Origin of the sequence: Streptomyces sp. Y7 (genome assembly GCF_043195415.1) — a bacterium.
In the GTDB taxonomy this organism is placed as follows: domain Bacteria; phylum Actinomycetota; class Actinomycetes; order Streptomycetales; family Streptomycetaceae; genus Streptomyces.
On record NZ_JBIDDQ010000032.1, the window covers coordinates 1 to 23007 of the forward strand.

The window sequence follows — 23007 nt, forward strand, 5'->3', positions numbered from 1 at the left end:
GAGGCTCGGCGGGGGGGCGGGGACCGGCCGGGGGCGGTGTGCGGGCCGGTTGTGGCTGTTCGCGGGGTTCCCCGCGCCCCTCAAGGGGTTGCACTACGCCCCTGTTGCCCGGCGCGGCCCGCTAAGTAATAAGCCCCCCCGGGGGGGGCCGCGCCCCCGCACACGACAGCGAACGTTGCTGGAAAGCCGATTGAGGAGAGGGCATGGCCCCGCGTACGAACGACAGCGCGCCGGAGAACGAGGAGAACGGCAGGATCCAGCCCGTCCGGCGTCTGAGGACGAGGCCCGTTCAGGGCCGAAGCGGGGGTTCGGGGGCGGCAGCCCCCGAGGACGGGAAGGGCAAGGGCGGCGGCGGGGGCGAGACCCGTGTCGCCGCACTGCGGCGTTTCGCCGCGGCCGCACGGCGTCACCGGGCGCTGCACCTCGCCGGCTGCGCGGCGCTGCTGGCCGTGGCGCTCACCGCCGGTTCCATCGCCCTCGGCGCCGCCCGGGACAACACGGGCCAGCACGTCGCCCCGGCCTCCGCCGCCGTCTCCCCCGGTCTGCTCACCACCGGTGACCTGGACACCGGCATCGCCTCCCTGCAGGCCCATCTCCGCGACCAGCCGAAGGACTACGGCAGCTGGTCGACCCTCGGCCTCGCCTATGTGGAACAGGCCCGCACCAAGGGCGACCCCTCCCGCTACCCGCAGGCCGACCAGGCGTTCAAGCGCTCACTCGCCCTGTCCCGCGACAATGACCAGGCCCTGGCCGGCCGGGCCGCCCTCGCCGCCGCCCGGCACGACTTCGAGGACGCCCTGAAGTACGCGGACCAGGCCCTGAAGGTGAACCCGTACAGCGAACGGGCCCTGTGCACCCGCGTCGACGCCCTCGTCGAACTCGGTCGCTACACCGACGCCGCCGAGGCCGCCGACACGGCGGACGACCGCCGACCGGGCATCCCGGTCTTCACGCGGTACGCGTACGTGCACGAACTGCGCGGCGACGTGCGGACGGCCGAGCGCGTCCTGCGTCAGGCGCTCTCCTCCGCCGTCTCCCCCGGCGACCTCGCCTACGTCGCCACCCAGCTCGGCCAACTCGCCTGGAACCAGGGCGACTACGACACCGCGCTCACGCACTACGCCCGGGCGCTCGCCGCCGACGAGAACTACCTCCCCGCCCTGGAGGGCCGCGCCCGCGCACAGGCCGCGAACGGCGACAGGGCCGCGGCACTCGCGAGCCTGGAGGACGTCGTCGCCCGCTACCCCCTCCCGGGCCCGCTCGTGGAACTCGGTGAGCTCTACGAGTCGGCCGGCGACAAGGTGAAGGCGGACGACCAGTACGCCCTCGTCGACGCCTGGACGGCTCTCGCCCGCGCCAACGGCGTCAACGCCGACCTCGACACGGCCCTCGCGGCGGCCGACCACGGCGACAGGAAGTCCGCCCTGCGTGCCGCCCGGGCCGAGTGGGACCGCCGGCGGACCGTGCACACCGCGGACGCCCTCGCCTGGGCGCTGCACGTCAACGGCAAGGACGAGGAAGCCCTGCCGTACGCCCGCGAGGCCACGGCGACCGGCTACCGCAACGCCGCGTTCCTCTACCACCGAGGCGTCATCGAACAGGCCACGGGCCACGCCGAGGACGCCCGCACGCACCTGGCGGCCGCGCTGAAGCTGAACCCCGGGTTCTCCCCGCTGGGTGCCCGGACGGCCCGTACGGCACTCAAGGACCTGGAGGCGGCCAAGTGACTCCCCGTCGTCTGTTCGCCTCCGGCGCCGCCGTCCTGACGGCGGCCTGCGCGCTCGCGATGTCCGCCTCCCCTCCCGCGAGCGCGCACCCCCTCGGCAACTTCACCGTCAACCGCTACGACGGCCTGGTCGTCGCCCCCGGCGAACTGCGCGTCCGGCACGTCGAGGACCTGGCCGAGATCCCGGCGACACAGGCGAAGCCCGACATCGAGAAGGCGGGCATGACGGCGTGGGCCCGGCAGCGCTGCGAGAGCGCCGCGCGGGACAGCGAGGTCACCGTCGACGGCCGTACCGTCGAGCTGACGCTGACGAGCAGCCACGCGCGCGTGCGGCCCGGACGGGCGGGCCTGGACACGCTCCGGGTGGAGTGCCGGCTCTCGGCCCCGCTCTCCGAGAACGCCACCGTCGCCCTCGGTTTCCGCGGCGCGGGCGCCGAATCCGGTCCCGGCTGGCGGGAGATCACGGCACGCGGTGACCGGATGACGCTCACCGCGTCGGACGTGCCGAAGGAGTCGGTCTCCGACGAACTGACCACCTACCCGGCGGAGTTGCTGTCCTCGCCGGCCGACACCGCGACCGCCGCGCTGCGCGTGCGCCCCGGCGGCCCCGCCCTCGCCGAGGCCGAGCAGGACGCCCCCGCCGCCTCGGTCCTGCCCCGCGGCGCCGACCGCTGGACGCGCGCCCTGGACGACCTGGTCTCCCGGCACGACCTCACCTTCGGCTTCGCCGCGCTCGCCTTGGTCATCGCGGTCTTCCTGGGCGCGATGCACGCGCTCGCGCCCGGTCACGGCAAGACCCTCATGGCCGCGGTCGCGACGGCACGCGGCGGCCGGGCACGGCTCAAGGACGTCATGCCGCTGGCCGCCTCGGTGACGGTCACCCACACGCTGGGCGTCGTCGCCCTGGGCCTGCTGATCACGGCCGGTTCGGCCGCCGCGCCCTCGGTGATCACCTGGCTGGGCATGGCGAGCGGCGCCCTGGTGCTCGCGGCCGGCGCGACCCTCGTACGCCGCGCCTGGCACATCCGCAAGCACGGCTACGGGCACGGGCACGCACACGATCACGAGCATCCCCACGACCACGACCACGACCACGACCACTCCCGCGATCACGGTCACGGTCACGATCACGATCACGATCACGATCACTCACACGACGACCACGAGCATCCCCACGAGGCCGACCACACCGCCGACCGCGAACGCGAACCGGTCCTGGTCGCCGCGCACACCCACGCCCCGGCCGATGCCTCCCCCTCCCCACAGGCCCACTCCCACTCCCCTTCACCCTCCCCCGCACCCGTGAAGCACCACAGCCACGAACGCGGCCACGCACACCCCCATCCGCACCCCCACACACCCACCCCCACCCCCACCCCCACCGCAACCCGCAAGCACGGCCTGCTCACCCACACCCACGGCGGCTTCACCCACACCCACTCCACCGCCCCGACCCTCCGCGGCACGATCCTCCTCGGCTTCGCCGGTGGGCTGGTTCCCAGTCCCTCCGCCGTCGTCGTGCTGGTCGGCGCGGCGGCGCTCGGCAAGGCGTGGTTCGGGCTGCTGCTCGTCGTGGCGTACGGCGTCGGGCTCGCCCTGACGCTCACCACGGCCGGGTTCGCCGTCGTCAAGCTGGGTACCGGTGTCACCCGGGTACTGGACAGGCGCCCCCGCTGGACCGCGCATCCGGTCACGACGTTCCTGCGCAGGACGGCCCCGCTGGCGTCCGCGCTCCTGGTCGTGCTGCTCGGGGCCGGATTGGTGTTCAAGGGGGCGGCATCCGTACTCGGCTGAGCTACTTTTGGGAAGAAATCGCACGGAGTGGAGATTTCGCACGGAGGCGAATGGGGGACGCCCGTGTCCGAAGAACACGGCAGTGAACGGGTGATCGCGGGCCGCTACCGCCTCCTGTCCCCGCTCGGCGAGGGCGGCATGGGCACCGTGTGGCGGGCCCGCGACGAGGTGCTGCACCGCGAAGTGGCCGTCAAGGAGGTGCGCGCGCCCGCCGGGCTGGCGACGTCCGAGGTCGAGCGGATGTACGCCCGGCTGGAGCGCGAGGCGTGGGCGGCGGCCCGGGTCGCCAACCGCAATGTCGTCACGGTGTACGACGTGGCCACGCAGGACGGCCGGCCCTGGATCGTGATGGAGCTGGTCCGCGGCATCTCGCTGGCCGAGCTGCTGGACGCCGAGGGCCCGTTGAGTCCGCAGCGCGCCGGGCACATCGGTGCCGAGGTGCTGTCGGCGCTGCGGGCCGCGCACGACGCCGGGGTGCTGCACCGGGATGTGAAACCGGCCAACGTCCTGCTGTCGAACGACGGCCGGGTCGTGCTGACCGACTTCGGTATCGCGATGGTCGAGGGCAGCTCCGCGCTCACCATGACGGGCGAGGTGATCGGCTCCCCCGAGTTCCTCGCCCCGGAGCGGGCGCTGGGCCGCACACCGGGCCCGGAGTCGGACCTGTGGTCCCTCGGGGTGCTGCTGTACGCGGCGGTGGAGGGCAACTCCCCGTTCCGGCAGAACACCCCCCTGAGCACCCTGCGCGCGATCGTCGACGACGACCTGCCCACGCCGCACCGGGCCGGTCCGCTGGCCCCCGTCATCGAGGGACTGCTGCGCAAGGACCCGGCCGAGCGGCTGCCGGCCGAGCAGGCGGAGCAGGATCTGCGGATCGTCGGCGCGGGAGGCACGCCACGCGCGGACACCGTGCGCGCGACCCCGTACTCCCCGACCGTCGCGGCGTTCCCGGCACCGTCGCAGACCGGCCCGACGGCACCGGTCCCCGCGCCCGGGCCGACCCGGCCCGTGACGCCCGGTCCGGCGACGGCCCCGGTCCGGAACCGCGACCGCCGTGCCGCGCTCACCCTGATCGCGGGCATCGCCGTTCTCGCGCTGGCCGTGGCGGGGCTGACGTACGCCCTGCTCAACCGCGGGGGTGGAGGCGGCGGGAACGAGGGGAACGACGGCACCACGAGCCAGGTGGGCGGCGGGACCTCGCAGAAGGAGACCGAGGACGAGGGCGGCTCCGGCGGGGACGACAGCGCGGAGCCGAGTCCGAGCGAGAGCCGTACCAGCGCTCCGGCACCGCAGACCGTGCAGGTGGCGCTGACGGGCTCGAACCTGGAGTACGCGGGGGCGTGTCCGCCGCCCAACGGTGCGGCGCCCGCCTTCACGGCCTCGTTCACGGTGGGCCGGCTGCCCGCGGAGGTCACCTACCGCTGGGTGTCCGAGGACGGCAAGGTGATGGACCAGGGCTGGAAGACCCTGTCGTTCCCGGAGGGCGGCGGCCGCACGAAGCAGGACCGGGCGTTCGTGACGACGTACGACGACAGCGGGACCTTCGAGAACCGGATCAGCGTCGAGGTCCGCGACCCGGTGAAGACGAAGTCCAACTCGGTGCCGTTCTCGGTGACCTGCGCGACGGAGACCCCGACGGGCGGGGTCTCGCAGACGCCTACCGAGTCGCCGGAGTCGTGAGGGAGGCGGCTCGGCGGGGTTCTCAGGCCGCGCTGTTCAGGACCGGCAGGTAGCCACCCGACTGGCCCGCGGCCGTCGGGTGGTACGACTCGGGGATGTTGAGCCAGTTGACGGCGTGCATCCACGGGCTGCCGGAGCAGAGTTCGTGCCCGGTGAAGGTGGTCCGTACGTCACCGAAGGTGAACCCGTGGTCCAGGGCGCGCTTCTCGGTGGCCGCGTCGATGTAGTCGGCGGCCTCGTTGAGCGCCTTGCGCTTGGTCTCGGACAGGCCGATGCACCCGGACGCGCCCAGCTTGTAGAAGCGCGGGTAGCCGAGCACGACCACATGGGCGGACGGGGCCTTGGCCCGGATGGCCGAGTACACGGTGTCGAGCCGGCCGGGCAGCGTGGAGTCGACGAACGCCTTGGCGGTGTTGATGCGTGCGACGCATGCGCTGTCGGACTGGAGCACACAGGTCGTCATGATGTCCGCGAAACCGGCGTCGTTGCCGCCGATGGAGACGGACACCAGTGCGGTGGCGGAGGTGAGGGGGCCGAGCTGACTGGCGGTCACATCACCCGTTTGAGCGCCCGAGCAAGCCGTGAAGTCGAAGGACGAGGGTGAGTTCGCGGCGGCCCACAGGTAGGGGTACGCCTTCGTGCTGCGCTTGCAGTCGCCGCTGGAGCCGATGTAGCTGCCCGAGCCGAGGCCCGAGGAGTAGGAGTCGCCGAGCGCCACGTACCCGCCGATCGCGGCGGTGTCTGCGGCCTGCGCGGTGGCTGCCCCGGTGAGGGCGGTGCCGACGGCGAGGAGGAGTGAGGCGACGTATACGGAAAGTCGGGAACGTCTCATGGAACCTCCCTATAGCAGGATCTCTGCCATAACCGTCGTACCAACTACGCGTGTTGACGGGAAGTGTCCATGCCAAGACTTTTCCGGGCATCGCGCCGCTCTCCCTATGAGTACCCAGTGCGTTTGATTTCGTGCTCATGACAAAACTGTTGACAGGTCGTCAACTCTCTTGTCCGTCACATGGGGACCGCAGATCCTTTACCTCGGCCCGGAACGGGAACGCGACGTTCCGCGCTGTGCGTGCGCCCCGCACGCACCCCCCACATGTGCGCCCACCACATGCGCACCGCCTGGAGGAGGACTCCCTCGCAATGGCACAACTGCGTAGCAAGAACTTCCGGTTCGCCGCGATAACCGGCCTGGCGACCGCCGCCCTCGTCGGCTCGCTCACCGCTCTGCCCGCCCAGGCCGCCCCGGCCGAGGGCAAGGTCCTGGCCGCCGGCTCCCCCACGGCCGTCAAGGACAGCTACATCGTCACGCTGAAGAAGAGCGCGGGCCTCAAGGCCACCTCCGGCGCGGGCAAGAGCCTGATCAAGGAGTACGGCGGCTCGGTGGACAAGACGTTCGGCACCGCGCTGAACGGATACACCGCCACCCTCTCCGCGACCGAGGCCAGACGGCTCGCCGCCGACCCGGCCGTCGCCTCCGTCGAGCAGAACCAGCGCGTCCGGCTGGCCGACACCACACAGACCAGCGCCCCCTGGGGCCTGGACCGCACCGACCAGGCCGCGCTGCCGCTCTCGGGCACCTACACCTACCCGGACAGCGCGGGCAGCGGCGTGACCGTGTACGTCATCGACACCGGTGTGCGCATCACCCACACCCAGATCAGCGGCCGTGCCTCCTACGGATATGACGCGGTCGACGGCGACACCACCGCCTCCGACGGCAACGGCCACGGCACCCATGTGGCCACCACCGTCGCGGGCACCACCTACGGCGTCGCCAAGAAGGCGAACATCGTCGCGGTCCGGGTGCTGGACAACAGCGGTTCCGGCACCACGGCGGGCGTGATCGCCGGCATCGACTGGGTGACCGCGAACCACTCCGGCCCCTCGGTCGCCAACATGTCGCTCGGCGGCTCCGCCTCCACCTCGCTGGACACCGCGGTCGCGAACTCCATCGCGAGCGGGGTGACCTACGCGGTCGCGGCCGGCAACAGCAGCGCCAACGCCTCCTCGTACTCCCCGGCCCGCGTCGCCACCGCGATCACGGTCGGCGCCACCACCAGCTCCGACGCCCGGGCGAGCTACTCCAACTACGGCTCCGTGCTGGACATCTTCGCCCCGGGCTCGTCGATCACCGCGGGGTACAACACCAGCGACACCGCCACCGCCACGCTCTCCGGCACGTCGATGGCCACCCCGCACGTGGCCGGCGCGGCCGCGGTCTACCTGGCCGGCCACACCTCGGCCACCCCGGCCGCGGTGGCCTCCGCCCTCACGGGCGGCGCCACCGCCAACGTGGTCACCAGCCCCGGCAGCGGCTCCCCGAACCGGCTGCTGAAGCTCGTGCCGTGACGCACTCCCGCACCACCTGAACCAGCGGTCCCCGCGGGCCCCACTCCCGCGGGGGCCGTTCACGCGCGGGTGCCACTCGAACACCTGTCAAGAGGTCGTTCGCATCTTGACGACCGATACGGCACTGAGCCACATTGAAGCCCGGCATCCGGCGCTTCGGGGGGCAAAGTCGCCAATGCAGACCTTACGTATCAAGGCACGTATCAAGACAGACTCGGCCGAGGACGCCGAGCGTGCGCGACCAGGTCCGGGGAGGGATCTGACGCCGCTGCTCGCGGGCGCCGCGACGGCCGTGGGGGTGATCGGCGCGATCCTCGCGCTGGTCGACTCGGGCTCGCCGCTGCGCGGACCCTTCACGCTGTTCTTCCTGCTCGCGGCACCGGCCGTGGCCATCGCCGCCGCGCTGCGCGGGCTGGAACCGTTCGGACGGGCCGTGGCCTCGGTTGCGGGCGCGGTCGTCGTCAACATGCTGGTGACCCAGGGCATGCTCGCCGTCCACCGGTGGTCGGTACGCGGCGGCATCGTGGCCGTGACCGCGATCAGCGCCCTGATTCTCCTGCTGGTTCTGCTGCGGCGGCTGCACGGCCGTACGACACGAAGGCGGACTGACTGACGTGGACATCAGCGTGTACCGCCCCGGGGAGCTCAGCTCCGCCGACCGGGCGGCGTGGACATCGATGCAGTCCAAGGCCCATCTCCAAGGCTCGCCCGAACTCGCCAACCCCTTCCTCTCCCCCGAGTTCACACTCGCGGTCGGCCGCTGCCGGCGCGGGGTGCGGATCGCGGTCGTACGGGAGGGCGGTGAGCCGGCCGCGTTCTTCCCGTTCCAGCGGACGGCGTCCGGCGTGGGCCGGGCCATCGGGCTCGGCGTCTCGGACGCCCAGGGCGTGGTGCACCGGCCCGGGTTCACCTGGGAGGCCCGGGAGCTGCTGAGGGCGTGCGGGCTCGCGGTGTGGGAGTTCGACCACCTGGTCCAGGGCCAGGCGGCGTTCGAGGCGGAGGCCTCCGGCACGTTCCCGTCCCCGGTCATGGACGTCGACCAGGGGTACGAGGCGTATCTGACCCAACTCCGGGAGCGGTCACCGAAGTTCACGCGGACGACCCTCGCCAAGGAGCGCAAACTCGGCCGGGACCACGACGGCGTGCGGTACGTGCACGACGAGCGCGACCCGGCCGCGCTGCGCACGCTGATGGGCTGGAAGTCGGCGCAGTACCGCAGGACCGGGCGCAGCGACCGCTTCGCGCACGCGTGGATCACGCTGCTGGTGGAGCAGCTGTTCCACACCCGCTCGGAGCCGTTCGCCGGGATCCTGTCGGTGCTGTACGCCGGCGGCAGGCCGATCGCCGCGCACTTCGGGCTGCGCACCGAACGGGTGCTGGCCTGCTGGTTCCCGGCCTACGACCCGGCGTTCTCGAAGTACTCGCCGGGACTCGTCCTGCATCTGCGGATGGCCGAGGCGGCCGCCGCCGACGGCATCGGGTACCTCGACCTCGGCCGGGGCCAGAAGGAGTACAAGGACTCCCTGAAGACACGCGAGCTGTCGGTGTCCGAGGGGTGGGTGACCCGACGTCACCCGGTCGCGTTCGGACACCGGGCACGCCGTGCTCCGGTCCGGGCGCTGCGCAACACCGTGCAGACACGGCCGGAGCTCTTCGAACCGGCGGACCGGCTCCTGAAGCGAATGGGGAAGATCCGCTCCGGACGTAGTTAACTCCGGTCAAACCAACAAAAACGTGAGGGCTCGTTCCAGCTCTTGCCATACAGGCGCAATCGTCAATACCGTCGTATATCTCACTCGCATCGGACAGTCGTCAGCGGCTCTGGGGGAGGGCTCAAGAACCGCGACGGCCCCGGCGTGGGGCGTGGTAGGGGGGTGCTCGGTGAAGGTGTCCGCACTTGCGACCGGGTCGTGCCGCGCGACCGGCTGCCGTTCTTCAGGTGGCCGGCCAGAAATGCCAGCTCACCACACGCGTACGGAGATCCGTTCCTCCGTGCCGTGAGTGAGAAGAACCCCCCTTTCGAACCGGACACATAGCCGGGCCGCCCAGGGGCGGGCGGTCCACCGGACGAGAGGGACCTGACTCATGAGTTCTGTGCTGCGCCCGGCGGTCGCGGATCAAGATCCGTCACCGGAGGGCAAGTACCGGCCCGTTTCCATGCACCTGGCCATCGCGCCGCCGGTGAGCGTGGTGATCCCGGCCATGAACGAGGCGGAGAATCTTCCGTACGTCTTCAAGACCCTTCCGGACTGGATCCACGAAGTGGTCCTGGTGGACGGCAACTCCACCGACAACACCGTCGAGGTGGCGCGCGAGCTGTGGCCCGAGGTGAAGGTCGTGCGCCAGCGCGGCAAGGGCAAGGGGGATGCCCTGATCACCGGGTTCGAGGCGGCGACCGGCGACATCATCGTGATGGTCGACGCGGACGGCTCGGCCGACGGCAACGAGATCCTGTCGTACGTCTCCGCCCTGGTCTCGGGCGCCGACTTCGCCAAGGGGTCGCGCTTCGCCAACGGCGGCGGCACCGACGACATGACGCCGATCCGCAAGCTCGGCAACTGGGCGCTGTGCACGGCCGTCAACCGCAAGTTCGGCGCCCGCTACACCGATCTCTGCTACGGCTACAACGCGTTCTGGCGGCACTGCCTGGACAAGATCGAACTCGACTGCACCGGCTTCGAGGTGGAGACCCTGATGAACATCCGGGTCGTCAAGGCGGGCCTGAAGGTGCAGGAGATACCCAGCCACGAGTACCTCCGCATCCACGGCACGAGCAATCTGCGGGCCGTGCGGGACGGGCTGAGGGTGCTCAAGGTGATCCTGAAGGAGCGCTCCAACCGGCGTGCCCTGCGCCGCCGCACCGCCGCGGCGCACTCCCCGACGCTCGACTCGGTCCAGTCGGTCCAGCCGGTCCAGCCGGTCCACTCGGTTCGGGGAGAAGCGTCTTGAGCGGTCCCGACATCTCCGTCGTGATCTGCGTGTACACCGAGGACCGCTGGGAGGACATTCTCGCGGCGGTCTCCTCGGTGCGGGCGCAGGCGTATCCGGCCCTGGAGACGCTGCTGGTCGTCGACCACAACGAGGCGCTCCTGGACCGGCTGACCAAGGAGTACAAGGAAGCGACCGACGTACGGGTGCTCGCCAACGCGGGCCCCCGCGGTCTGTCCGCCGGCCGCAACACCGGCATCGCCGCCTCCTACGGCGAGGTCATCGCGTTCCTCGACGACGACGCCGTCGCCGAGCGCGACTGGCTGCGGCATTTCGCGGCGGGGTACGCCGATCCGCGGGTGATGGCCGTCGGCGGGCGCACGGAGCCGATCTGGGCGTCGGGAAGACGGCCGCGATGGTTCCCCGAGGAGTTCGACTGGGTCGTCGGCTGCACCTACCGGGGCCTGCCGCAGGGGCTGGTCGAGGTCCGCAACGTCCTCGGCGGCAACGCGTCCTTCCGGCGCACCGCGTTCGACTTCGCGGGCGGTTTCGCCACCGGCATCGGACGCGACGGCGACCGGCTGCCGCTGGGCTGCGAGGAGACGGAGCTGTGCATCCGGCTCACCCGGTCCAGGCCCGACGCGGTGCTGCTGATCGACGACCGTGCGGTGATCCACCACCGGGTGCCCGGACCGCGCGAGCACTTCCGGTACTTCCGCACCCGCACCTACGCCGAGGGCCTTTCGAAGGCGCTGGTGGCCCGCAGCGTGGGCGCCGACAAGGGACTCGAGTCCGAGCGGCGGTACGCCACCCGGGTCCTGCCGGCCGGAGTGGCGCGCGGGCTGCGGGACGCGGTGCTGGCCCGGCCGGGCGGTGCGGGGCGGGCCGGTGCGATCGTCGCGGGGGTGCTGACGGCGGCCGGTGGGTACGTCGTGGGCAGTGTCCGGGTGCGCCGAGGGGGCGTTACGTACTCGGTGGCGGGCATCGAGGGGGAACCGCGCTCCGAGGGGGGAAGCAGATGACCGACGGGCGCGTGCCCATTCTCATGTACCACGCCGTCTCCACGTCGCCGAACGACGCCACCCGTGAGCTCTCGGTGGCGCCGGAGGCGTTCGCGGAGCAGATGGCGCTGATCGGCGGCCTCGGCCTCAGTCCCGTGCGCACGGCCGACCTCGCGGAACGCTGGCGCGCCGGCAAACCGCTGCCCGAGCGGCCGGTGCTGATCACCTTCGACGACGGCTACGAGGGCGTGCACCGGCACGCGCTGCCCGTACTGGCCGAGCACGGCTTCCCGGCGACGGTGTTCGTGTCCACGGGCTGGCTGAAGGGCCCGCACGACATGGGCGGCGGCCTGGACACCATGCTCGACTGGGACCAGGTCCGCGAACTGGCCGGGGCGGGCGTCGAGATCGGCGGCCACAGCCACACGCATCCGCAGCTCGACCAGCTCCCGGACGACAGGCTGCGCTCCGAGCTGATCCTGTGCAAGGAGATCATCTCGGACGTGCTCGGCACCGTCCCGGCCTCGTTCGCCTATCCGTACGGCTACTCCAGCCGCCGGGTGCGCGAGGCGGTGCGCGAGACCGGGTACGCCCAGGCGCTCGCCGTCAACAACGGGCTCGCGCGGCGCCGTCAGGGGCCGTACGCGCTCACCCGTCTCACCGTGCGCCGCACCACCGGCATCGAGGAGTTCCGGCGGATGGTCGAGGGCCGTGCGATCGCCCGCACCTTCGCCAGGGACCGCGCCCTCACCAAGGGGTACGCAGTTCTCCGCAGAGCCCGACAGGTCCGCCGGAAGGCCATTCGTTCCCGTGTCTGACACGACGACCACGACCGAGCCCGCATCGACCGACGCGACGGCGCCCGAGCAGTCGGGGCGCCGCCTTCGCCTGCCCGGACTGGGCAGGTCCTCCGGCGGCAGCCAGCTGTTCCGCAACGCCTACGCCCTGATGATCAACACCGGCGTCTCCGCCGTGCTGGGGCTCGGTTTCTGGCTGGCCGCCGCCCGCTACTACTCCGAGTCCGCGGTCGGCCAGGGGTCCGCCGCGATCGCCGCGATGAAGTTCCTCGCGGGGCTCACCGCGGTGACCCTGACGGGCGCGCTGGCCCGCTTCATCCCGGTCGCGGGACGGGCGAGCGGCCGCCTGGTCTTCCGTACGTACGCGGGCAGTTGCGTGATCGTGGCGCTGGCCGCGGGCGTCTTCCTGCTGACGCTGGACCTGTGGGGGCCGTCGTACCGGTTCCTGAACGGGCCGCTGAACGGGCTGTTCTTCGTCGTGGCCGTCATCGCGTGGAACCTGCTCACCCTCCAGGACGGGGTGCTGACCGGGCTGCGCAGCGCGGTGTGGGTGCCGGTCGGCAACACCGTGTTCTCGGCGGTGAAGCTGGGTCTGCTGGTGGCCTTCGCGGTGGCGATCCCCACCGCCGGCGTCTTCGTCTCGTGGGTCGCGGCCATCGCGGTGTCGGTGCTGCCGCTGGGCTGGCTGGTGTTCCGGCGGCTGGTGCCGCGCCATGTGGCGGCGACCGAGGAGCACGTCCGCCCACCGGCGCTGAAGGAGATCGGGCGGTTCCTGGCGGGCGACTACACCGGCTCGCTGTTCTCGCTGGCCGTGGTCTACCTCATCCCCGTGATCGTGGCCTCGCAGGTCTCCTCCGAGGACAACGCGTACTTCTACATCACGGCCACCATAGGCGGCACCGTCAATCTGCTCGCCATCAACATGGGCGCCTCCCTCACCGTCGAGGGCTCGCACGACCCGGCCCGGCTCGCCGCCAACACCCGTGCCGCGCTCAGGCGCATGGCGCGGATCATGGTGCCGGTCTCCGCGGTCCTGTTCTTCGGGGCGCCCTGGATCCTGGGCGTGTTCGGCCCGGGATACGCGGATGCCGCGACCCCGTTGCTGCGGTGGTTCGCGGCCGGCGCGCTGCTGCGGGTCGTCATGGAGACGTACTTCGCCGTCCTGCGCGCGCAGAGCCGCACCGCCGGACTGGCGTGGCTCCAGGGCCTGTTGTGCGCCCTGGTGCTGGGGCTGACGCTGCTGCTGCTCCCGCGCATGGGGCTGACCGGCGCCGGTGTCGCCGAGATCGCCTCCCTGTCGGTGATCGTCGCGATCGCGGCGCCCAAGCTGTACCGGACCGTGCGGGCGTCCTCGGCGGAGGTTCCCGAGGACGCCGCTCCCGACGGCGACCTCGCCGACCTGGGGGCGCGCGAGACTCCCGAGGGGGCGCGCAAGCGGGGGCCCGGCTGGGCGCTCGACACCGACACCCTCGCGCTCGGCATCCACGTCGACTTCGACCACCTGGACCGCCGGCCCGACGTCCGGCCGGGACCGGGGACGCCGCCCACCGGCACCCCGCGGATCCGGCCCGAGCACCGCCCGGCCTGGGCCCGCACACCGGAGTTCGGTCCGCCGGTCGGGCAGCGCCGGGCGGAGCCCGCCGAGGTGGACGCCCCGTTCGAGAACGAGTTCGACGCGGGCAAGGGCGCGGCGGCCGTACCGGAGGAGCGTGAGGAGGCTGTCGTACGGGAGGAGGCCGCCGTTCGGCAGGAGGCTGCCGTACGGGAAGAGCCGCCCATGCACGAAGAGCCCGCACCGCTGCCCGAGGCGGCCGTGCCGAGCGGGCGGGAGCGGCTGCTGCCGACCCGGCTCGGGGTGATCCTCGGCTGTCTGCTGATCGCCGCGCTGCTGCTGTACTGGGTGCCCGCGTTGCGGCTCGGCGAGAGCGACCTGGACGGCATGGGCGGGCTCGGGCTGATCTCGGTGCTGCCGCCGCCGACACTGCTCGGGGCGGCGCTGCTGGCGGTGACGTTCGCGTCGCTGCTGTGGCTGGGGCGCGAGCACCGGGCGCTGCTGCTGGTGACGCTGCTCGCGACGGTCGTGTCGCTGCACGCGCTGCCCGCCCTCATCGAGACCGAGCCGCGGTTCGCGACGGCCTGGCAGCACCTGGGCTTCCTCGACTACATCGACCGCACCGGCTCGGCCGTGCCCGACCTGGACGCGCGCTGGAGCTGGCCGGGCTTCTTCGCGGTGGCCGCGTTCACCGCGAAGGCCTGCGGAATCAGCGACCTGACCGAGGTCATCCGCTGGTGGCCGCTGACCATGCAGCTGCTGTACCTGGTCCCGATGTTCCTGCTGGTGCGCCATATGCGGGCGAGCTGGCGGGCCAAGTGGACCGGCATCTGGGTGTTCGTGCTCAGCGGCTGGGTGGGCCAGGACTACTTCTCGCCGCAGGGCTTCACCTATCTGCTGTACCTGGTCTTCGCGGCGGTCCTGCTGGTCTGGTTCCGCGCGCCGCGCGTGATCTGGACGAAGCGGCGGCCCGGCGAGCTGGAGGTCGAACCGACGAACCGGCGGCAGAAGGCCGTGCTGCTGATGGTGGTGACCGGGCTGTTCGCGGCGAGCGTCCCGGCCCACCAGCTCACGCCGTTCGTGATGCTGGGCGTGCTGACGGCGCTCGTCCTGATCGGCAGGTCCGAACTGCGCGGCCTGCCCATCCTGTTCGGTGTGATGGTGACGGTGTGGATCGGCTTCCTGGCCGAGCCGTACTGGTCGGGTCACTTCGACGAGCTCTTCGGCGGGGTCGGCGGCGTCGGCTCGAACGTGTCGTCGTCGGTGTCCGGACGTATCGAGGGCGGCAGTTCGGCCCACAAGCTGGTGCTGTACGTCCGGGTGCTGCTGGCCGGCGGTGTGATGGCGTTCGCCTGCTGGGGCTGGTGGCGCCGGCGCTTCCACCACTACCGGGAGCGTTCGCTGCTCGTCCTCACCTTCGTGCCGTTCCTGGGCTTCGGGATGCAGTCGTACGGCGGTGAGATGGCCCTGCGGGTGTTCATGTTCGCCCTGCCCGGCGCGGCGCTGCTGGCGGGTCTCGCGTTCTTCCCGCGCACCGGCGTCACCGCCAAGGAGCGCGACAAGGACCGGGTGAGCCTCGCCCCGCTGGCCGCGCTGATGGCGGGTCTGGTGCTGATGGGCGGCTTCCTGGTGGCCCGCTGGGGCAACGAGCCGTTCGAGCGGGTCAAGCCCGGCGAGGTCGCCGCGATGGAGTACGTGTACGCCCATGACGATCCGAGCCTGAGGCTGCTGTGGCTGAGCAGCGACCCGGTCAACGACGTGACACCGGCGATGCCGTGGGGCTCGCGGGACATGGAGAAGGTCTCCTATCTGCCGACGCAGGCGCCGGTGGACCCGGTGCTGGTGTCGGGCCTGGTGAAGGCGTTGAAGGACGCGGGTCCGAACTCGTATCTGATGATCAACCGGGGGCAGGTCACCTATCTCCGGATGGACGTGGGCTATTCGGCGAGCTGGGAGACCCGGCTGCTGCGGAACCTGGACCGGCGCCCGGAGCTGAAGCGGGTCTTCGCCAACGACGACGTGACGATGTACGCGTTGCGGAAGCAGCCGGCGGGGGCGGTCCCGAAGGCCGATCCGGGGCCCATCGGGCCGCAGGTGACGTGGACGCCGTGGTCGGTGGTCGGCGGGCTCGCGGCGGTGGCGCTTGTCGTGCTGCTGATGGCCCGCGAGCTCGTCCGGGTGGCGATGGCGCCGAGTGTGCGGCAGCTGCGCCGGCTCCAGAGCAGCTTCTGGTTCTCGCTGCCGCTGCTGGCGGTGCTGCTGGCCTCGTTGGTGCAGCGGTTCCTGACGATCAAGTGAGGGCCGTACGAGGTCAGGTGGTCCGGCGTTCGAGCCACCTGACCTCGTAGGCCTGCAGCTCGGTCTTCCTGCCGTCGATCTTCACGGTGGTCTGCCGGTCGAGGGTGTTCACGGCCAGGATCGTCCGGTCGGTGGCCAGGACCCGGACGTCGGGGCCGTCCACGGACACCTGCCGGTACTCGGTGCCGGGCCGGAACTCCTTGCCGAACCGCGCGACCAGGTCGTACATCGGCAGCTTCGCACCGCCGGCCGCGGTGTCGGTCGGTGTCCACAGGCAGCCGGCGCACTCGGTGCCCTTCCGCTCCTGCGGGTTCCAGTAGAAGGCCGAGGTGGTGCCGCCCTTGGCGAGCGCGATCATCCCGGCGGCCTGGACGGCGCCGCGGCGGGCCTCGGACCAGCCCTTGCGGTCGTCGTTGCCGTCGGCGGGCTCGACGTAGTACTCGGCCCACCACAGCGGGAGATCACCGGTCTGCTCGCGCACCCAGCGGCTTACGGCGGTGAACTTGTCGGTGGCCGTGAACTCGTCGGGCAGCAGCTCGTCGTCCCGGGTGTAGCTGGAGCCGTCCACGACGACGAAGTCGGCGCCCGCCTTGTGCTCGTTCCAGTACCTGAAGGCGTCGACGGTACGCCGGTCAAGGGCGCCCCAGGGGCCGGTCAGGGCCTTCGACGCCTCCTCGGCACGCGGGTCGACGCTGTCCATCACGATGTACGGCCCACCCACCATGATGTCCGGGTTGACCTTCTTGAGCGCCCGGTGGACGAGGTTGTACAGCTTCGTGTAGCCCTCGTAGTCCCAGCGGGCCTCGGCGTCGTTCCAGAAGCCCTTGAACTCGTTCCAGACGATGAAGTGCCGTACGTCCGGATACCGCTTGGCGACGGTCACGGCGAGCGCGGCGAAGTCGTCGAAGTGCTCGGGGTCGGGCGCCGTCTCCAGGGCGGCCTGACTCCAGTCCGTGTTGCCGACGCCGGCCTCACCGCCCTTCATCCAGTCGGGGGCGCAGCACAGGGTGACGACGGGTGTGCTGCCCGAGGCGCGGACGAAGTCGATACGGCGGTCCATCGCCTCGAAGTCGTAACGCCCCGCGACCGGCTCGGGGTTGTCGGCGCCCCAGCCCATGATGTGCTGGATCTGCGGCAGCCCTCCGGCGTCCGCGAGCCGGCGCTCGACGCGCCCGACGGCGGCCGCCGCGCCCTGGTCGGCGCTGTGCTGGGTGTGGGTGAAGCCCCAGCCGACCTCCGGGTTCGTCGCGTCCGGGGTGGCGGTCGGGGTGCCGTGCGGCCTGTCGCCGTCGCGTGAGGTGCCGTCGGTGTTCACGCCGTTGCCCGGAAGCGTGTTGAGGAGGGTCACGACCAGGGCGAGCGCCGCCGCGCCCACACCGAGCAGCGCGGTGAGCCGCCACCGCCGTGCCCCCGAATTCCACCCATGACGTCCCATCAAGGACAACGGTAACGGGGGTGTCGGCCGCTCGGGCAGGTTTCGGCTCCACACGGTCCTGTAACAGAGCGCGGAGGGCCGGGGCGGATCCGCCGGGCGCTTTCCCCCGCGCGCGTGGTGGGCACGGCCGCCCGGCGCGGAGCCGCGCCGGGGAATGCGACGCACGCACCGGACGTGCACCGTTGGCGGGACGTGGCACGGAAACCGGGTGCACGGGGCCGCCGCGTGCCGGATCATGGCCGCATGTCTGCGAACCCACACGACGCTCTGCCGATCCGGCTCAACGTCGACGACAGCGACTCGCCGTCCGACGTCGTCGACGCGCTGTTCCTCGGCCGCTTCGCGACGGGCGAGCAGCCGTACTCGCACGCGGCGAACATCGACCGCGTACGGTCCGGGGCGACCCTCCTGCCGCCGGGCGCCCGTGTGCTGCGCACCGCCCGCGACGACGACCGCAGCGCGACGCTGGCCGAGGGCGACGGCTGGACCCTGCTGATCTCCCGCTGGAACCGCGGCGCCGACGTCACCGTGACCGCGACCAGCGAGGAGCTGGCGGAGCGGGTGCTGGGCGAGGCGACGGACGGCGCGGCCGACGAGCCCGAACCGCAGCCGGAGAACGTGACCATGGGCTTCTGGTACGTCTCCCCCAGGCGCGGTCCGCACCGCACGACCCGGCAGATCTCGGCGGGCACCTGGGACGAGGTGCGGGCCAACTACACCGCGCCGGTGGCGGACGCGATGGACCGCCTGATGAAGACGACCCCGGAGGACATCGCGGGCCGGCTGCTCCTGCTGCACGGCCCGCCGGGCACCGGCAAGACGTCGGCGCTGCGGACGCTGGCCCGTTCCTGGCGGGACTGGTGCCAGGTGGACTGCGTGCTGGACCCGGAGCGGCTCTTCTCCGACGTCGGCTATCTGATGGACATCGCGATCGGCGAGGACGACTCGACGGGCAAGGGCCGCTGGCGGCTCCTCCTGCTGGAGGACTGCGACGAGCTGATCCGGGGCGAGGCGAAGCACACGGCGGGCCAGGCCCTGTCGCGGCTGCTCAACCTGACGGACGGCCTGCTCGGGCAGGGCCGCAACGTCCTGGTCGGCGTGACGACCAACGAGGACCTGGAGCGCCTGCACCCCGCCGTCGTCCGCCCCGGCCGCTGCCTGGCCCGTATCGAGGTGGGCCCGCTGACCCGCGGCGAGGCGGTGGGCTGGCTGGGCACGGACGAGGGCGTCGGCCGGGACGGCGCCACGCTGGCGGAGCTGTACGCGCTGAAGCGGGGGACGTCCCCGACGTCCCTGCCGGATCCCCGGGACGGGGCGGACGCGGGGCTGTATCTGTAGTGCTTTGATGGACGTATGACCCTGTTCGTGGGCACGTCGGGGTGGCAGTACAAGGACTGGCGGGGCGTGCTGTACCCGGCCGGCGTACCGGTACGGCTGTGGCTGGAGGAGTACGCGGCGCACTTCGCGACGGTCGAGATCAACAACGCCTTCTACCGGCTGCCGACGCGGGAGAACTTCGAGGCGTGGCGGGACCGGGTGCCGGACGACTTCGTGGTCGCGGTGAAGGCGAGCCGCTATCTCACCCACATCAAGCGGCTGCGGGATCCCGAGGAGCCGGTGAGCCGGCTGATGTCCCGTGCGCGGGGGTTGGGCGCCCGTCTGGGCCCGGTGCTGCTGCAACTGCCCCCCACGCTCCGGGCGGACGCCGGGCTGCTGGACGCGTGCCTGGCGTGTTTCCCGTCCTCGACGCGGGTCGCGGTGGAGCCGCGGCATGACAGCTGGTGGACGCGTCAGGTGCGCGAGGTGCTCGAGTCCCGGGGTGCGGCCCTGTGCTGGGCCGACGTCGCATCACGCCCGGTGACCCCACTGTGGCGCACCACCGACTGGGGCTACGTCCGTTTCCATGTGGGCCGCGCACATGTGTGGCCGCACTACGGCCGACAGGCCCTGGCGACATGGGTGGAGCGCATCACGGACATGTGGCCGGACGCGGAGGACGTGTACACGTACTTCAACAACGACCCGACAGGGGCGGCGGTGCAGGACGCGATGACGTTCGCGAGGGCGGCGACGGCGGCGGGCCTGGAGCCGACGCGCACCCCACGGCGCCTTCTCTCACCGGCCTAGCGAGGTGCCTACTTCCCGTAGGCCGCGCGCAGCGCATCCCGGACGGCGGCGAGCGCGTCGGCCTCCGTCAGCCCCAGCCGGCGGGCACGATCGACGTACGCCTGGGCAGCCGACGCGAGCTCCCGTTCCGCGGCCGAGCCGGCGGCGGCCACGAACGTGCCGTTGCGGCCCCGCGTCTCGATCACCCCGTCGCTCTCCAGCGCCCGGTACGCCTTGGCGACCGTGTTGGCGGCCAGCCCCAGCGACTCCGCGAGCCCTCGCACGGTGGGCAGCCGGTAGCCCACCGGCAGCGCCCCCGACCGTGCCTGCTCCGAGATCTGCGCCCGCACCTGCTCGTACGGTGCGGCACTGTCGTCGATGTGGATCTTCAAGGTCACAGGGCCGATTGTCCCGTACCCGCCGGAAAATGAGAGGCATCCGCGCACATCCCCCCGTAGCGTGCGCCCACATGACCGTGACCGTGCGCGATCTCCGCCCCGAAGTGCCCGCCGACGTGGAGCGTTTCGCCCACAGCCGCCATCTCGCCCTCCCCTACATCCTGTGGACCCCGGAGGCCGTCAGACACCGCCAGGCCCACACCCATCCCGACGCCCACTACCGCTCCCTCGTCGCGGAGGAGGACGGCGAGACGATCGGCACGGCCCAGGTCGGCATCGCCCACGACAGCCCGGAGCCGGGCCAGGGCTATCTCAACGTCTATGTGCGCCCGGACCGCACGCGGCGCGGCGCCGGCGAGCTCCTGGTCCGCGCCGCCGAGGAACACCTGGGCTCGGTCGGGGCGACCAAGCTGTTCTCGTGGGTCCTCGACGAGCCGGGCAACCGTGCGTTCGCCGAGCGGCACGGCTATCGCGCGAGCCGCTCCGCCCACTTCCTGCGCCTGGACCTGGCGAGCGGCTCCCTGCCACCGCTCCAGGACCCGCCGCCCGGCGTCGAACTGCGGACCTTCGCCGACTTCGCGGACGACCCGCGCCCGCTGTTCGAGCTGGACGCGGAGACGACGTCGGACGAACCGAGCGACGTCGGGACCGACTTCGGCGAGTACGAGACCTGGGTCGAGGAGACCTGGAAGCACCCGCTGCTCGACCGGGACCTGGGCACGGTCGCGGTCGTCGACGGCCGTCCCGCCGCGTTCAGCGCCGCGTTCACGGACCGCGCCACCCGCTACTCCACGGCGATGACCGGCACCGCCCGCGCCTTCCGCGGCCGGGGCCTGGCCAAGCTCGCCAAGAACGCCTCCCTGCACCGGGCCCGCGCCGCCGGCTACCGGGAGGCGTTCACCGGCAACGACACCGACAACAAGCCCATGCTGGCGATCAACTTCTGGTTCGGCTACCAGATCTGCGCGACGGAGGTCCGCCATGTCCGCGAACTCGGCTGAGCGTCCGCCCTTTCTGGAGGTGGTCCTCGTCAAGGGCGGCCGTACGAAGATCCGTTACCCGGCCGAGCTGGTAGCCGACGACGGCACCCGGATCGCCGTGCGCGCCCCGTGGTCCGGTGAGGGCGTCCGCGACTTCGGCTTCGTGCGGTTCGAGCCGGGCGACGTCTTCACCGAGTACTACTGGCGCGACCGCTGGTACGCGGTGAAGGAGGTCCGCGACGCGGCGGGCGCCCTCAAGGGCTGGTACTGCGACATCACCCGCCCGGCGACGCTGTCGGGCGCCGAGCTGGTCGTCGAGGACCTGGACCTGGACCTGTGGCGCTCCGCCGACGGCACGGACGTGCTGCGGCTGGACGAGGACGAGTTCGCCGAGAGCGGCCTGGCGCGGTCGGACCCGGAGGCGGCCGCCGCGGCCGTGGCCGCCCTCGACGAACTGGAAGTGCTCGCCACCGTGGCGGGCGGCCTGGAGTCGCTGCTGGCTTAGGCCCGTCCGGAACTGCCGTTCGTCGAGGCCGTCGCCACCACGGCGTACCGCTCGTCGGCCACCGGTCTGCCCCACAGGGCCTCGTCGTCGGACAGGCGCTCCACGCGCAGCTGCCCGGCGAGCGGGGCGAGGAGGCCGGTGAGCCGGTCCGCCGGCAGGCCGGCCGGCGCGGCCCCGGCGACGGTGTGCCACACGCCCTCGACCAGCACGAACCGCCCTCCTGGGCGCAGCAGCCCGCGCCAGTGCCGCAAGGCCCGGCCCGGGTCGGGCAGCGCCCACAGGACATGCCGTACGAGCACCACGTCGAACCGCTCCTCCCCCACCGGCGGCATCGCCGCGTCACCGGCGAAGAACACCGCGTCACGCCCGGCGAGCTTGGCGCGGGCGAGGCCGACCATCGCCGGGGACCGGTCCACCCCGGTGACCCGGTGTCCCTGCTCGGCCGCGAGGAGCGACAGGCTGCCGGTGCCGCAGCCCAGGTCGAGGACGTCACAGGCGTGCTCGGGCAGCCAGGAGCGCAGCCGGGCGGCCCACGCCTGCCGTACCTCGGGGTCGCGCAGGCCGTGGTCGGGTTCGTCGTCGAAGGTGGCCGCGGCCGAGTCCCAGTCCATGTCCGCCGCTGTGACGGCGTGTTCACCGTTCGTCATGCGGCCAAGAGTGACACCCGCCACTGACAGTCGAATGGTGACAGCCGCCACTGACAGGACCTGCACCGATGAGGAACTCTCCCCGAACGGGTCTACCCCGGTGAGAACACGGAACTCGGTAGGCCCTTGAAGGAGGCAGCCATGCGCCGTGCAACCGTGCAGAAGCCCCTGAAGAGGCAGTCCAGCACCCGCCGGGTCCAGGAGGAGGCCGAAGAGCGCCCCTCGGGACGACCCGAGGTCCGCAAGGACATCGCACGAACCTGGTGGCCGGACGCCTGAGAAGCCCCGCCGGCCGCGTCCGACCCGTCAGCCGAGCCGCTTGCGGTAGTGGATCCGGTCGTACGGGCCGTCCACCCGCCGCTCGACGACCTCATAGCCGTACTTCGGGTAGATCTTCTGGTTCTCCCACATCAGGGCATTGGTGTAGAGCCTGACCTCGGGCAGACCCAGAGCACGCGCGCGTGCGTCCACGAAGTGCAGCAGCCGTCTCCCCACGCCCCTGCCATGGGCGTCGGGGCGGACGGCGATGTTGTCGAGGAACAGATGGTCCTCGTGCGCCTCGATCACCACGAGCCCGATCACGGGATCACCCGTCACGAACACCTTCCCCGCGGCCACGTCCGCCGCGTGGTCCGCCGTCATGGGCACGGGGACCACTCCGATGCGCTCGATGTACGGCGTGTACGCCGCGTCCGTCACGGCCTTCACCGCCGGTACGTCCGCGGCCGTCGCGGGCCGGATCTCCTCGCTCGTCATGACCCGAACGCTACCGAGGCCCGTTCGGACTGCCTGTCCGCGGTCCGGCGCC

General features: G+C 71.9%; 20 protein-coding genes. 15 read left to right on the plus strand and 5 right to left on the minus strand.

Translation table 11 applies throughout. The features are described 5' to 3' along the window. The first annotated feature begins 203 nt into the window (after positions 1-203). The 3 genes from ACGFW6_RS39905 (at position 204) to ACGFW6_RS39915 (ending at position 5200) form a co-directional block, all read left to right on the plus strand. Complete coding sequence (locus ACGFW6_RS39905; protein WP_393521353.1) at positions 204-1727, plus strand: tetratricopeptide repeat protein; 1524 nt, start codon at positions 204-206, stop codon at positions 1725-1727. Beyond that, the gene (locus ACGFW6_RS39910) at positions 1724-3520 is read left to right on the plus strand and encodes a nickel transporter (protein ID WP_393521355.1); all 1797 of its coding nucleotides are present in this window, start codon (positions 1724-1726) and stop codon (positions 3518-3520) included. Before ACGFW6_RS39905 ends, ACGFW6_RS39910 begins: the two co-directional genes overlap by 4 nt. A 63-nt stretch (positions 3521-3583) precedes the next feature. After that, on the plus strand, positions 3584-5200 hold the full coding sequence (locus ACGFW6_RS39915) for a protein kinase (protein ID WP_393521357.1): 1617 nt from the start codon (positions 3584-3586) through the stop codon (positions 5198-5200). A 22-nt stretch (positions 5201-5222) separates the two neighbouring features. Here ACGFW6_RS39915 and ACGFW6_RS39920 read toward each other — a convergent pair whose 3' ends face one another. Further along, complete coding sequence (locus ACGFW6_RS39920; RefSeq protein ID WP_393521359.1) at positions 5223-6032, minus strand: SGNH/GDSL hydrolase family protein; 810 nt, start codon at positions 6030-6032, stop codon at positions 5223-5225. A 311-nt stretch (positions 6033-6343) separates the two neighbouring features. On the opposite strand from ACGFW6_RS39920, the gene ACGFW6_RS39925 reads away from it, so the two are divergent. From ACGFW6_RS39925 to ACGFW6_RS39955, 7 genes are all read left to right on the plus strand, one after another. Further along, positions 6344-7552: a S8 family peptidase gene (locus ACGFW6_RS39925; RefSeq protein ID WP_393521361.1), complete on the plus strand. Its 1209-nt coding sequence runs from the start codon at positions 6344-6346 to the stop codon at positions 7550-7552. A 175-nt stretch (positions 7553-7727) separates the two neighbouring features. Further along, on the plus strand, positions 7728-8165 hold the full coding sequence (locus tag ACGFW6_RS39930; protein WP_393521363.1) for a hypothetical protein: 438 nt from the start codon (positions 7728-7730) through the stop codon (positions 8163-8165). Position 8166: 1 nt separating this feature from the next. After that, the gene (locus ACGFW6_RS39935; RefSeq protein ID WP_393521365.1) at positions 8167-9264 is read left to right on the plus strand and encodes a GNAT family N-acetyltransferase; all 1098 of its coding nucleotides are present in this window, start codon (positions 8167-8169) and stop codon (positions 9262-9264) included. Positions 9265-9637: 373 nt separating this feature from the next. Beyond that, positions 9638-10501 carry a glycosyltransferase family 2 protein gene (locus ACGFW6_RS39940; protein ID WP_393521367.1) on the plus strand — a complete coding sequence of 288 codons (864 nt, stop codon included), beginning with the start codon at positions 9638-9640 and terminating at the stop codon, positions 10499-10501. Beyond that, complete coding sequence (locus ACGFW6_RS39945) at positions 10498-11502, plus strand: glycosyltransferase family 2 protein (RefSeq protein ID WP_393521368.1); 1005 nt, start codon at positions 10498-10500, stop codon at positions 11500-11502. Before ACGFW6_RS39940 ends, ACGFW6_RS39945 begins: the two co-directional genes overlap by 4 nt. After that, positions 11499-12299, plus strand: a complete 801-nt coding sequence (locus ACGFW6_RS39950; RefSeq protein WP_393521370.1) for a polysaccharide deacetylase family protein — start codon at positions 11499-11501, stop codon at positions 12297-12299. The genes ACGFW6_RS39945 and ACGFW6_RS39950 overlap by 4 nt, the downstream gene beginning before the upstream one ends. Next, positions 12292-16128 (plus strand): lipopolysaccharide biosynthesis protein, encoded by a 3837-nt coding sequence (locus ACGFW6_RS39955; RefSeq protein WP_393521372.1) that lies wholly within the window; start codon positions 12292-12294, stop codon positions 16126-16128. Before ACGFW6_RS39950 ends, ACGFW6_RS39955 begins: the two co-directional genes overlap by 8 nt. A 13-nt stretch (positions 16129-16141) precedes the next feature. Here the strand turns inward: ACGFW6_RS39955 and ACGFW6_RS39960 are convergent, their stop codons facing one another. Beyond that, positions 16142-17563, minus strand: a complete 1422-nt coding sequence (locus tag ACGFW6_RS39960; RefSeq protein WP_393521374.1) for a xylan 1,4-beta-xylosidase — start codon at positions 17561-17563, stop codon at positions 16142-16144. Positions 17564-17806: 243 nt separating this feature from the next. Between ACGFW6_RS39960 and ACGFW6_RS39965 the strand changes: the two genes are divergently transcribed. Together ACGFW6_RS39965 and ACGFW6_RS39970 are read left to right on the plus strand one after the other, a co-directional pair. Then, positions 17807-18901 carry a DUF5925 domain-containing protein gene (locus ACGFW6_RS39965; protein WP_393521376.1) on the plus strand — a complete coding sequence of 365 codons (1095 nt, stop codon included), beginning with the start codon at positions 17807-17809 and terminating at the stop codon, positions 18899-18901. A 15-nt stretch (positions 18902-18916) separates the two neighbouring features. Beyond that, positions 18917-19690, plus strand: coding sequence for a DUF72 domain-containing protein (locus ACGFW6_RS39970; RefSeq protein ID WP_393521378.1), 774 nt, complete (start codon positions 18917-18919; stop codon positions 19688-19690). Between the two features lie 8 nt (positions 19691-19698). On the opposite strand, the gene ACGFW6_RS39975 is transcribed toward ACGFW6_RS39970, so the two are convergent. Next, positions 19699-20067 carry a GntR family transcriptional regulator gene (locus ACGFW6_RS39975; protein WP_393521380.1) on the minus strand — a complete coding sequence of 123 codons (369 nt, stop codon included), beginning with the start codon at positions 20065-20067 and terminating at the stop codon, positions 19699-19701. Positions 20068-20138: 71 nt separating this feature from the next. Between ACGFW6_RS39975 and ACGFW6_RS39980 the strand changes: the two genes are divergently transcribed. Together ACGFW6_RS39980 and ACGFW6_RS39985 are read left to right on the plus strand one after the other, a co-directional pair. Beyond that, positions 20139-21068, plus strand: coding sequence for a GNAT family N-acetyltransferase (locus tag ACGFW6_RS39980; RefSeq protein ID WP_393521382.1), 930 nt, complete (start codon positions 20139-20141; stop codon positions 21066-21068). Continuing rightward, complete coding sequence (locus tag ACGFW6_RS39985) at positions 21049-21552, plus strand: DUF402 domain-containing protein (protein ID WP_393521384.1); 504 nt, start codon at positions 21049-21051, stop codon at positions 21550-21552. Before ACGFW6_RS39980 ends, ACGFW6_RS39985 begins: the two co-directional genes overlap by 20 nt. Here the strand turns inward: ACGFW6_RS39985 and ACGFW6_RS39990 are convergent. Continuing rightward, positions 21549-22199: a class I SAM-dependent methyltransferase gene (locus ACGFW6_RS39990; protein WP_393521386.1), complete on the minus strand. Its 651-nt coding sequence runs from the start codon at positions 22197-22199 to the stop codon at positions 21549-21551. The two genes, ACGFW6_RS39985 and ACGFW6_RS39990, sit on opposite strands and share 4 nt — an antisense overlap. A 141-nt stretch (positions 22200-22340) precedes the next feature. Between ACGFW6_RS39990 and ACGFW6_RS39995 the strand changes: the two genes are divergently transcribed. Then, the gene (locus tag ACGFW6_RS39995; RefSeq protein ID WP_393521388.1) at positions 22341-22478 is read left to right on the plus strand and encodes a hypothetical protein; all 138 of its coding nucleotides are present in this window, start codon (positions 22341-22343) and stop codon (positions 22476-22478) included. A gap of 27 nt (positions 22479-22505) precedes the next feature. Here the strand turns inward: ACGFW6_RS39995 and ACGFW6_RS40000 are convergent, their stop codons facing one another. Then, positions 22506-22955: a GNAT family N-acetyltransferase gene (locus ACGFW6_RS40000; protein ID WP_393521390.1), complete on the minus strand. Its 450-nt coding sequence runs from the start codon at positions 22953-22955 to the stop codon at positions 22506-22508. Positions 22956-23007: the final 52 nt, after the last annotated feature.